Origin of the sequence: Arthrobacter sp. I3 (genome assembly GCF_000520575.1) — a bacterium.
GTDB lineage: Bacteria > Actinomycetota > Actinomycetes > Actinomycetales > Micrococcaceae > Arthrobacter > Arthrobacter humicola_A.
The window spans coordinates 1-12,010 of sequence record NZ_KI914920.1; the positions used below are offsets into that span (position 1 = coordinate 1).

The 12,010-nt window shown below is 65.8% G+C and carries 7 protein-coding genes; 4 read left to right on the forward strand and 3 right to left on the reverse strand.

The features are described from left to right. On the forward strand, nt 1–244 hold a 244-nt coding region (locus tag Y706_RS29740; RefSeq protein WP_216699124.1), incomplete at its 5' end, for a hypothetical protein. On the opposite strand, the gene Y706_RS0109715 is transcribed toward Y706_RS29740, so the two are convergent. The 3 genes from Y706_RS0109715 to leuS all read right to left on the reverse strand — a co-directional run bounded on the left by Y706_RS0109715 (nt 228) and on the right by leuS (nt 4,262). Continuing rightward, complete coding sequence (locus tag Y706_RS0109715; protein ID WP_028276445.1) at nt 228–413, reverse strand: hypothetical protein; 186 nt, start codon at nt 411–413, stop codon at nt 228–230. The genes Y706_RS29740 and Y706_RS0109715 overlap by 17 nt on opposite strands. 104 nt (nt 414–517) lie before the next feature. Further along, nucleotides 518–1,594: a DegV family protein gene (locus Y706_RS0109720; RefSeq protein ID WP_028276446.1), complete on the reverse strand. Its 1,077-nt coding sequence runs from the start codon at nt 1,592–1,594 to the stop codon at nt 518–520. A gap of 136 nt (nt 1,595–1,730) precedes the next feature. Next, complete coding sequence (gene leuS, locus Y706_RS0109725; RefSeq protein WP_028276447.1) at nt 1,731–4,262, reverse strand: leucine--tRNA ligase; 2,532 nt, start codon at nt 4,260–4,262, stop codon at nt 1,731–1,733. Between the two features lie 877 nt (nt 4,263–5,139). On the opposite strand from leuS, the gene Y706_RS0109730 reads away from it, so the two are divergent. Genes Y706_RS0109730 through Y706_RS0109740 form a run of 3 tightly spaced genes read left to right on the forward strand, consistent with a single transcriptional unit; the run spans nt 5,140 to nt 11,892 of the window. Beyond that, entirely contained in the window at nt 5,140–8,289 is a 3,150-nt protein-coding gene (locus tag Y706_RS0109730) for an efflux RND transporter permease subunit (protein ID WP_253906752.1), read from the forward strand. Continuing rightward, a complete protein-coding gene (locus Y706_RS0109735) occupies nt 8,286–8,744 on the forward strand; it encodes a hypothetical protein (RefSeq protein WP_028276449.1) in 459 nt (152 codons plus the stop codon). Before Y706_RS0109730 ends, Y706_RS0109735 begins: the two co-directional genes overlap by 4 nt. A gap of 1 nt (nt 8,745) precedes the next feature. Next, complete coding sequence (locus tag Y706_RS0109740; protein ID WP_028276450.1) at nt 8,746–11,892, forward strand: efflux RND transporter permease subunit; 3,147 nt, start codon at nt 8,746–8,748, stop codon at nt 11,890–11,892. The last annotated feature ends 118 nt before the right edge of the window (nt 11,893–12,010 follow it).

Genomic DNA, 12,010 nt, shown 5'->3' on the forward strand with positions numbered 1-12,010 from the left:
CCCCGCCAACGTCCGAGCCGGCCGCCCCACCCACGGTCCCGGAAACACCCGCCCCGCCAACGTCCGAGCCGGCCGCCCCACCAACCACCGCCCCACCAACCACCTTGCCAGCGACAACGCCAGAGACACCGTCAACGGAACCAGCCACACCCGCGCGTACAGCATCGCCCACACCCGGACGGACAACGCCCGTGCCTACCCCCTGAAATGCAGCTACAGTCGGGGGTTCACTTCTGATAGGTGATGTATGCCTCGTACTGCACGCGCCATTTATCCGCAGCCTTGGGATCCGGGACCGTGGTGGTGAGGAATTGAACGCTGGTCACTTGGCCTTTGAGGTACTTCAGCCACTTGGTCACCTCTTCGGCAACGTCGCGGTCTAACTGGACTACGTGGTGCACCTGCATTGCCATGGCGGCCTCCGGATTTGCTGGTTCGCTGGGTTCGGTGGGGTGACTTTACCGCCGCCGCCCGTTCACGGCCAGAGCCCGGCGTCCGAGGGGATGGACGCGCCGCGCTAGTCGCCGGCTTCCGTCGCTTCGGCCGCGGCCCTGCCAGGGGGCGTTTCCCCGCCGTCCGGGCTGGCGACGTCCCCGGCGAAGGCATCGGGTTTCGCTGCTGCGGGTGTGCTGCCCTCCCCCACGATCACGGCGAGCACACCGAGCCCGGCGTGGGCCGCCAGGACTGCCGGGAGAGCGCTGATCTGGGCCGGCGGACATGCCGGCAATGCCACGGCCAGGCGCCGGGAAAGGTCCTCAGCCTCGGCCTGGTTGCCAAAGTGGTGCACAGCCAGCCGCGCCTGACCGGCAGGGCGGCCGGAGGCGTCCGCGGCCACGATTTCTTCCAGGCGTGCGATGGCCTTCGCCGCTGACCGGACTTTTTCCAGCGGGATGATCCGGCCGTCTTCCACCGCCAGGATGGGTTTGATGGAGAACATGGTCCCCCAGAGCGAGGCCGCCGCCCCGATCCGGCCGCCCCGGCGCAACTGTTCCAGGGTCGGGACATAGAAGTACACTTTGGTGCGGTCCAGCCGGTCCTGCGCGAAGGCCAAGACGTCGGCCGCGCTCCTGCCGTCGGCGGCCGCGACCACCGCGCCCTGCACGCCCATCCCCTGGGCCATTCCGACCGTCCGGGAGTCGAGGACCTCTACGGGTATGCCGACCCGTTGGGCTGCCAGGCGCGCGGCGTCGGCTGTCCCGGACAGCCCCGCGGAGATGTGAATGGAGACCACGGACTGGAAGCCACGCTCGCTGGCCTCCCGGTAGGCGTGTTCAAACTGCCCCGGTGACGGACGCGAGGTCTTGACGGGTTTGCCGCTGGCCAGGGCCACGGCGATGGTCTCCGCAATGTCGTCCTCACCCTCGCCGTAGATTTCGGCGCCGACCATCACGGGCATCGGGACCACGGTGAGCCGGCCGTCAGCAGCGAAAGCCCGGACCCAGTCCGCGGGCAGCGCAGCGGCAGAGTCCGTGACCACCGCAACCTGCACGACGGCGGCGGGAGCCGCTTCGGGGATGCTGTCCCGGGAACCCTGCCGCAGGCGAACAAGCCGCTCGCACAGCCATGGCCAGCCTGACGGCTCGCGGTGTGGCACGAAGGACCTCCTGCTGTGGGGACGCGTGGACCTGCTTCTCCGGCGGGGGCACTTGTGCCCGTCCCATTGTCTGCACCGGTTGTCTGCACTGGCCGCCGGGATCAGCCGGCGGCCAGTGTCAGGCTGGTACGTCCGGCTAGGCCGGGACGATGTTGACCAGTTTAGGCGCCCGTACGATCACCGTGCGAAGGCCACGGCCGTCGAGGGCGCGCTGGACATTTTCCGATGCCAGCGCCAGTTCGCGCAGGTCCTCCTCGGAGATGTCCGGGGAAACTTCCAGCCGGTCCCGCACCTTGCCCTGCACCTGGACGACGGCAGTGACCGTGTCCTCCACGAGCAGTGCGTCGTCGTGCGTGGGCCAGCCGGCGTTGGCGACCGATGCAGGGTGCCCCAGGACGTTCCACAGATCCTCGGCGGTATACGGCGCAAACAGGCTCAGGATGACGGCTACGGCCTCCACGGCCTCGCGGACTGCTGGATCCGCACCGCCGGCACCGCTGGCCGCATCTATGGTCTTGCGGGTGGCGTTGACCAGTTCCATCAGCTTCGCCACAACCACGTTGAACTTGTTGTTGTCCAACAGGGCCTGCGCATCCGCGATCGTACGGTGGGTGACGGTGCGCAGCGCACGGTCACCGGTGGCGGCATCGACGCCGGGTGCGCTTGTGACGTCCTGGCCGAGGCGCCAGGCCCGGGCCAGGAACTTCGCTGAGCCCGACGGCGATACGTCCGCCCAGTCGACGTCGTCCTCCGGCGGGGAGGCGAAGATCATGGTCAGGCGGACAGCGTCCACGCCGAACTTGTCCAACTGCTCGCCGAGGTCGACGCCGTTGCCCAGGGACTTGCTCATGGCCTTGCCGCCGTTGAGCACCTGCCCCTGGTTCAGCAGTGCGCTGAACGGCTCGTCCGCCTCAATCATGCCGAGGTCGTGGATGACCTTGGTGAAGAACCGCGCATAGAGCAGGTGCAGGATGGCGTGCTCCACGCCGCCCACGTACTGACCGACCGGCATCCAGTCGTTGATCTTCTCCGGATCGAACGGACCGCCGGTGTACTGCGGAGAGACGAAGCGCAGGAAGTACCAGGAGGAATCCACGAAGGTGTCCATCGTGTCCGTGTCCCGCTTGGCCGGGCCCTGGCAGTTGGGGCACTCGACATTGACCCAGCTTTCGACCGCGGCTAGCGGTGACGTGCCCTTCGGGGACAGGTCCTCGCCGCGCAGGTCCGCCGGCAGGGTCACGGGCAGCTGATCGTCCGGAACCGGGACCTCCCCGCAGGCCGGGCAGTGGATGATGGGGATCGGTGTGCCCCAGAACCGCTGCCGGCTGAGCAGCCAGTCACGCAGCCGGAAGTTCACGAACTTCTCGCCGGTGCCCAACTCGCGCAGGATTTCGATGGCCGCCGGGATGGCCTCGGCCTTCGGCAGCCCGTCGAGGCCGCCGGAGTTGATCAGGGTCCCCTCGCCGGTGGTGGCGATGCCCGTGGCAGCGGGGTCTTCCTCGCCCGTGTCCAGGACTGCCCGGACGGGCAGGTCAAAGGTCTTGGCGAAGTCGAGGTCGCGCTGGTCATGGGCCGGGACGGCCATGATGGCGCCTGTGCCATAGTCGGCCAGGACATAGTCGGCGGCCCAGACGGGCAGCTTTTCGCCGTTGAGCGGGTTGGTCGCGTAGCGCCCGGTGAAGACGCCGGTCTTTTCGCGCTCGGTGGACTGGCGCTCGATTTCGGAGAGCGCCTTGACCTGCTCCCGGTAGGCGTCCAGCGCGGCGGCGTGCTCGTCGGTGACGAGTTCGACGGCGAGCGGCGCGTCGGCGGCGACGACGAAGAACGTGGCGCCGTAGAGGGTGTCCGGGCGCGTCGTGAAGACGGTGACGTCCTTGGCGGCTTTGCCGCCGTCGGCTTCGATCACGAAGTTGACGTGGGCGCCCTCGGAACGGCCGATCCAGTTTTTCTGCATCGCGAGGACGCGTTCGGGCCAGTGCCCGCGCAGTTCGTCCATGTCATCGAGCAGCCGGTCGGCGTAGTCGGTGATCTTGAAGTACCACTGGTTCAGGGACTTCTTGGTCACGGGAGTGCCGCACCGCTCGCAGGCGCCGTTGACCACCTGTTCGTTGGCCAGCACGGTCTGGTCCTTGGGGCACCAGTTGACCGGCGAATTCTTGCGGTAGGCCAGTCCACGCTCGTAGAACCGCGTGAACAGCCACTGGGTCCAGCGGTAGTACTCCGGGTCCGAGGTGTGCAGCCGGCGGGACCAGTCCGCGGAGATTGCGTAGCGCTTGAACGACGCCGCCTGGGTGTCGATGTTGGCGTACGTCCATTCACTGGGGTGCGCGTTGCGTTTGATCGCCGCGTTTTCCGCGGGCAGGCCGAAGGAGTCCCAGCCGATCGGGTGCAGCACGTCGTAGCCCTGCTGGCGCAGGTAGCGCGCCACAACGTCGCCCATCGCGAATGCCTCGGCATGGCCCATGTGAAGGTCACCGGACGGATACGGGAACATGTCCAGCACGTAGCGGCGTTCCTTTGAGCCGTCGTCGAGCGGCGTGAAGACCTTCAGGTCTTCCCAGACCTGCGGCCACTTGGCTTCCATTGCCGCGAAGCTGTAGGTACCTTCCTCAGGCCCCTCCGCCGCGGCTGCTGGCGATCCGGTCTGTGTTTCCGGCTGAACGCTCACTGCTGGCCTCTTCTGTTCTGTGCGGCCTGTTACCCAGGCCTGTCTACCTTCAGGCCTGCCTGCCGCCAGGCCTGTTCACCATCAAGTCTGCACTGTCACCGCCGGCTGCCCGGCCCTGACTCCATACTGTCCGTACGTGGTACTCCTGCTGTCACCTCGTGCGTTGCGGACCGGAATGTACCCCGGACACACAAAAGCCCCTCGACATGGAGGGGCCGCCGCTCGGCAATCCGGGGACTCTTCGGAATCGAGGTCTCGCCGGGATGCCGGGCGGCTAGCTAAGCAGGAGCACGGCGCGCATAGGACCACTTTAGCCCCTCGGGCTGGTTCGCGCTGAACCGACGGGCCGGTTGCGGGCCGGTAGTCGCAGTCGACTCGCGCTCCGGCGCCCTGCGCGGGCTGTTATGTCCGCAATTGTTACAAACGACATACCTATGGAATAGCGGCACTTACTGCCAATTGCTGGACGCATCGGGCGAGTAGTCACGAGGAAAATTCAGGTAGCTCGGCGCCGAAAAGCAGGTGGAAAACCAGCGAATACTCGGGTGGCCCGCCGCGGGCGTCCGGGCCCGTCCACGAAGTTTGTTTGGAGAGCGCATTGTCAGCCTACAAGCTGGGAGAAACCCGTGAAAAGCCGGGAAGCAGGCCTAAAATTTCGATCTTGCCAAACGATTCAAATGGGAACACTATTCGATAAAGATCAGCAAGAAATGGGATCTCTTGGGGGGATTCGCAAATGGTCTCGGGTTGAGGAGCCTGTCATGTATCACTTGCGCAATTCTTCCGTACACTTGCCGAAATCCGCCGCCGGCCGCACCCGCGACGCTGGCTCCCTGGAACGGGGCTAGCCATGTTCGGCTGGATCACCCGTTTCAGTATGCAGTTCCGCATCCTGGTTCTCGCTGTGGCGGCCGGACTCATTGCCTTCGGGGTAGTGAACGTCCCCCACGTCGCCATCGACAGCATGCCCGAGTTCGCCCCGGCCCACGTCGAGATCCAGACCGAGGCCCTGGGCCTCTCAGCTGCCGAAGTTGAACAGCTCATCACTGCTCCGATGGAAGCCGACCTCCTTAACGGGGTGGCGTGGCTCGATGAAATCCGGTCCAAATCAGTTCCCGGCCTGTCCTCGATCGAGCTCGTGTTCGAGCCGGGCACCGACCTCCTGCGCGCGCGCCAGCTCGTGGCCGAACGCATGACCCAGGCCCACGCGCTGCCGAACGTCTCAGCGCCGCCGCTGATCATGCAGCCGTTGTCGTCAACCAGCCGCGTCCTTATGGTCCGGATGAGCTCCAAAGAGCTGTCCGGGATCGAAATGTCGGTCCTGGCCCGGTGGAAGATCAAGCCGCGGCTGATCGGCATTCCCGGGGTCGCCAACGTTTCCATTTGGGGACAGCGCGAGCAGCAGCTCCAGGTAGAGGTGACCCCCACGCAGCTGCGTGACAAGGGCATCACGCTCGAACAGGTCATCAAGACCACCGGCAACGCAGTCTGGGTGTCGCCGCTGAGCTTCCTTGAGGCGTCCACCCCCGGCACGGGCGGGTTCGTGGAGTCGCCGAGCCAACGCCTGGGCATCCAGCACGTGCTGCCCATCCGAACGCCGGAGGACCTGGCCAAAGTCAGTGTCGAAGACGCCGGATCTCCCATGCTCCTGGGTGACATTGCCCAGGTGAAGGAGGACCACCAGCCGCTGATCGGCGATGCCGTCGTCGGCCAGGATGCGGGCCTCCTGCTGGTCGTGGAGAAGTTCCCCGGAGCCAGCACGCTGCAGGTCACCAAGGACCTCGAGGCTGCGCTGAACGACATGCAGCCCGGGCTTTCCGGGATCCAGATGGACACATCCGTCTTCCGGCCCGCCTCGTTCCTGCAGGATGCCGTGGACGGACTCGGCCTGGCGCTGCTCGTGAGCCTCCTGATCGCCGTCCTGCTCTTCTGGGCCCTGTTCCGTTCCTGGCGGGTGGCCGTGATCGCCCTCGTGGCGATCACCGCCACCGTCATGGCGGCGGGAGTGGTGCTCTACTTGCTCGACTCCACACTGAACATCTCGATCCTCGCCGGCATCTTGCTGGGCGTGTCTGTGATTGTCGGAGACATTGTGGAGGATGTGCAGGCGCAGCGGCGCCGGCCGTTGCGGACCACCGAGACCGAGACAGATGCCACCATCAGGTTCCGCATGGTCCAGCTTGTCCGCAGCGTCCGCACACCGCTGTTCCACGGGTCCCTCATCATGGCCCTCGCGCTCCTACCCACGCTGTTCGTCACGGGAGTCGGCGGTGCGTTCTTCCAGCCCCTCTTCTGGTCCCTGGCGTTGGCGCTTGCCGTGTCAATGCTGGTGGGTTTGTCAGTGACACCGGTCCTGGCGTACCTCCTGCTGCCCGGTGAGAAAACCCGGCGGGCGGACTCGCCCGGTGTTGTCCGAGCCTGGTCCACCTACGACAGGGCACTCGAGGGGGCACGTTCCCGCCGCACCCTCGGCATTGTCGCTGTCGCCGTCGTTGGACTGCTGGGGCTCGCCGCGGCATCGCAGCTGGTCGGGAACCGGGCGGTCGTGCCGACGATTCCGGACCGGACGCTCCTGGTGCAGTGGGACTCGATGGCAGGCACGTCCAACGACGAGGTGCGTCGGGTGGCGTCCAAGGCGTCCGACGAACTGCGGACCCTGCCGGGCGTTTCGGGAGTTGGCGGACATATCGGCCGCGCCATTTCTTCCGACCAGGTTGTCGGGAACAGCTCCGCGGAACTCTGGGTGTCCATCACCCCGGACGCCGACTTCAGCGAAACGGAACAGGCAGTCCGTGACGTCGTCCAGGGCTACCCCGGCATCGCCCACAACGTGGTGAACTACTCCCAGCAGCAGATCGGCCAGGAGCGCAGCAGCATGGATTCCGGATTCGCCGTCCGCGTCTACGGAACCGACTTGCCCGTCCTGCGCGAGAAGGCTGAAGAGGTCCGCCAGGCCATCGAAAAGGTCGACGGCGTGAAGAACCCGACGATCAACGCCAGCGCCATGACGCCCATCGTCGAAGTCGAGGTCAACCTCGAGGCGGCGCAGAAGGTCGGCATCAAACCCGGCGACGCACGGCGCGCCGCTGCCGCCCTGATGCAGGGCATCGTCGTCGGCAATCTTTTCGAACAGCAGAAGGTTTTCGAAGTGGTGGTGCGCGGCGCGGTGGACGTCAGGGATGACCTGACCAGCATCCGTGAGCTCCTGCTGGACACGCCCAGCGGCGGCCAGGTGCAGCTGGGCCAAATCGCCGACATCCGGCTCGTTCCCAATGAAGTCGTGATCCTGCACGATGACACCTCACGCCGGATCGACGTGGTGGCCGAGGTCAGCGGACGTCCGCTCGCGGATATCCAGCGCGACATCAACGCGGCGATCGAGCAGATCCAGTTCCCGCTGGAATACCACGCCGAAATCCCCACGAAGTACAGTGAACAGCTCGCCGGGGACGCCATGGTTCTGTGGATCGGCGCGGCTGCCCTCCTGGGAATCCTGCTCCTTCTCCAGACAGCGGTGCGGAGCTGGAAGCTGGCGCTTGCCATCTTCCTGTCCCTGCCGGCCGCGCTGGCCGGGGCCGCCGTGGCAGCGTGGATCGCGGGAGGCGCCATCAGTGTGCTGGCGCTCACTGCCTTTGCCGCGGTGCTGGCCGTTGCCGGCCGCAACGCGGCGCTGCTCTCCGCCCGGACGGATGAACTGTGGCGGGCCGCCCCGCACGAATCCCCTGACAAGGTCATCATGATGGCGGCCCGGGACCGGGTCTCGCCCATTCTGAAGGCAGCCCTGATCACGGTGGCGATCCTGATCCCGCCGGGACTCTTCGGCGGCGCCGTCGGCGGGTCCTTCCTGGGTCCGATGGCCCTGATCATCGTCTGCGGACTCATCACGACAACTCTCATCGGGATCTTCGTACTCCCCCTGCTCGCACTCTGGTTCGGACCCGGTTCCGCCCCGGAAGAGTGGGCCGAAGTGTACGAGGCCGAAGTTCCCGTCCAGCCCGTTACGCAGGAAAAGGTGGAAGCAAAATGACCAGCCAACAGCCCTCGCGGCGCCTGCCCCTGGCGGCCGCTGTATGCGCAGCACTTCTGTTCGCGCTGCCCGCATGTGCCCAGACGACGGCGGCGGCCCCCGCCGCCGTTTCGGCCAACGAACCCGCCAAGGTGGAGAAGAATGCCGCGACAGGCATCGCGAAACTGACATTGACGGAGAAGGGAATCGAACGCCTCGACCTGAAGACCGACACCGTCAAGGCCGGAAAGGGTAAGGACGTCGTCGTGCCCTACTCAGCCCTGCTCTACGACGCCAGCGGAAAAACCTGGGTGTACACCAACCCGGCCCCGCGGGTGTACCAGCGGCAGCCGGTCACGGTAGCCAAGGTGGAGGACGGAGTGGTCACGGCCTCGGCCGGCCCCGCGGTGGGCACCGCAATCGTGACCGTCGGCGCGGCTGAACTCTTCGGCGCTGAATTCGATACGGCGCACTGACATGCGCCGGATTGTCGCTGCAAGCCTGAGGTTCCGGTCGATCATCATTGCGATGGCGGCCGCCCTCATGATCGTGGGCGGCGCGCAACTCAGCAGCGCTTCGGTGGATGTTTTCCCGGAGTTTGCACCGCCCCGTGTCGAGGTCCAGACGGCATGTCTGGGTCTCACTGCCTCCGAAGTCGAGGAACTCGTAACGGTTCCGATGGAGCAGGCCTTCAACGGCATAGACGGCCTGGACCAGATGCGGTCGAAGTCTGTGTCGCAGCTGTCCGCCATCGTGATGGAGTTCAAGCCCGGGACCGATCTGCTCACCGCCCGGCAGCTGGTGTCGGAGCGGATGGCAACGGTCATACCGACCCTGCCGACCTGGGCCGCGCCGCCGGTGATGCTCCAGCCGCTGTCCTCCACCAGCCGTGTCATGAAGATCGGACTCTCCTCCGAGACCCGCTCCCTGATCGAAATGTCCATGGTTTCCTACTGGAACATCCGGGCACACCTGCTGCGGGTGCCGGGCGTGGCGAACGTGGCGATCTGGGGCGAACGCCTTCAGATGCTCCAGGTCCAGGTTGATCCGACCAAACTGGCAGCCAACAACGTGACCCTGGAAAACGTCATGAACTCCACGTCCGACGCCTTGGACGCCGGCCTGCTCAAGTACTCCCCCGGTGCCTTGATCGGCACCGGAGGGGCGCTGGAAACACCCAGCCAGAGCATGTCCATCAGTCACGTACAACCCATCACGTCTCCGGCGGACCTTGCCCAGGTGCCACTGGAGGAACGCGAAGGACTGCCACCCCTGAAGCTCGCCGACGTGGCAACCGTCGTGGAGGACCACCAGCAACTGATCGGTGACGCGGTCATCAATGGCGGCCCCGGACTGATGCTGATCGTCGAAAAGCTGCCGTGGGGCAACACCCTCGAAGTCACCCGCGGGGTCGAGGAAGCGCTCAAGGAACTGCAGCCCGGCCTGACCGGAATCGCAGTCGACACCACCCTGTTCCGGCCCGCCTCGTTCATCGAGGAGTCGCTCGGCAACCTGAGCCTCGCGCTGCTGTTGGGCTGCTTCCTGGTGGTCCTGGTGCTGAGCGTCTTCCTGTTCCAATGGCGGACAGCCCTGGTGAGCGTGACGGCGATCCCGTTGTCGCTGATGGCAGCGGCCCTGGTGCTGTATTGGACCGGAGGCACGATTAATACGATGGTGCTTGCGGGGCTGGTGATTGCCGTCGGGGTCGTGGTGGACGATGCCATCATCGACGTCGAGAACATCGTCAGGCGGCTCCGGCACCACCGCGCCAGCGGCGGGACCGAAAGCACCGCCCGCGTGGTCGTCAACGCCTCCCTGGAAGTCCGCGGCCCCATCGTATACGCCACCCTGATTATCGTTGCCGCCACGGTGCCGATCTTCTTCCTGGACGGCCTGACGGGCGCCTTCTTCCGGCCCCTGGCGACCGCCTACACCCTGGCGGTGATGGCGTCCATGCTGGTGGCCCTCACTGTCACGCCGGCCATGGCGTACATCTTCCTGCGCAATGCCAAACTCGAAGACCGCGATCCGCCCGTGGTCCGGGTCCTCAAGCGCTGGTACGGCGCCGCCCTGCGTCCCATTGTGAAACGCCCGCTCCCGGGCTACCTCGCGGTGGCGGCACTCGGCGTCGTCGGAATCATAGCGGCCCCGCTCCTGGGCCAGTCGCTGTTGCCCTCGTTCAAGGAACGTGACTTCCTCATGCACTGGGTCACGCAACCCGGCACCTCCAACGCCGAAGAAGTGCGCGTCAGCCAACTGGCCTGCCAGGAGCTGATGACCATTCCAGGCGTCAATAACTGTGGGTCCCACATCGGTCAGGCCTTCGCCGCCGATGAGGTGGTGGGAGTCAACTTTGGCGAGAACTGGATCAGCGTTGACCCCTCGGTCGACTACGACAAGACCCTGGCCTCCATCCAGCAGGTCGTGGACGGGTATCCCGGCATCCACCGGGACGTCCAGACCTACCTCAAGGAACGTGTCCGCGAGGTGCTCACCGGTACGGGCTACTCGATCGTGGTCCGCGTGTACGGCGATGACCTGGACACGCTGAAGAAGCAGGCGGACAAGGTCAAGACTGCCCTGGCCGGCATCGAGGGGGCCATCGGAGCCAAAGTCGCACTCCAGGTCAACGTTCCGCAGGTGGACGTCGAGGTGAACCTGGACGCCGCCAACCGCTACGGCCTGAAGCCCGGTGACGTCCGCCGTGCCGCAGCCACCCTGGTATCCGGCGAAGAGGTCGGCGACGTCTACCGGGACGGCAAGGCCTATGACGTCCAGGTCTGGAGTCCTCCGGCGATCCGGACCAGCGTCACAAGCATCGAGAACCTCCCGCTGGACACTCCCAGCGGACAGAAGATCCGGGTGGCCGATGTCGCCAAGATCACGGTAAAGCCCACTCCCAACGTCATTGAGCGTTCGGAAGGGTCCCGCCGCCTCGATGTCAGCGCCAACGTCAAGGAAGGCGATCTGGCCAAAGTCGTCGAAAAGCTCGAATCCGATCTCAAGTCCGTGGAGTTCCCCACCGGATACAGCGCCGAGATTCTGGGCGAATACGCGGAGCGGCAGGCCGCCTCGCAGCGGCTTCTCCTCTTCGCGATGGGCGCCCTGGTTGTGGTGTTCCTCCTGCTCCAGGCGGCATTCCGGAGCTGGCGGCTTGCCGTTCTGGGCATCCTGACGCTGCCGGTGGCACTGGTGGGCGGGGTGATCGCCGCGCACATGAGCGGCGGAATCCTGTCCCTCGGGTCGCTGGTCGGGTTCCTGACAGTGATGGGCATCGCCGCCCGCAACGGCATCCTGCTCATCAACCACTGCCAGCACCTGGAGCAGTTCGAAGGCGTGCCGTTCGGCCGGGACCTGGTCCTGCGGGGCGCAGCCGAACGCCTGTCACCAATCCTGATGACCACGCTCGCCACCGCTCTCGCCCTGGTCCCGCTGGTGGTGATGGGCAACCGCCCCGGCCATGAGATCGAGCACCCCATGGCCGTGGTGATCCTGGGTGGACTGGTGACATCGACACTGGTCAACCTGTTCATCGTTCCATCGCTCTACCTGCGGTTCGCCAAGAAGGGGCCGGCACGTCATGACCGTCAGCCCCGCGAGCCGGAACCTGTATCAGCCGTATAGCAACAACTACCAACAATGAGAGGCCAGTCAGATGACTCCACTATCTAAGAGATTTACCGCTTACGGCTCCGCGGTCTTGCTGGTGGTGGCGTCGCTGACGGCGGCGACGGCGGCCGCG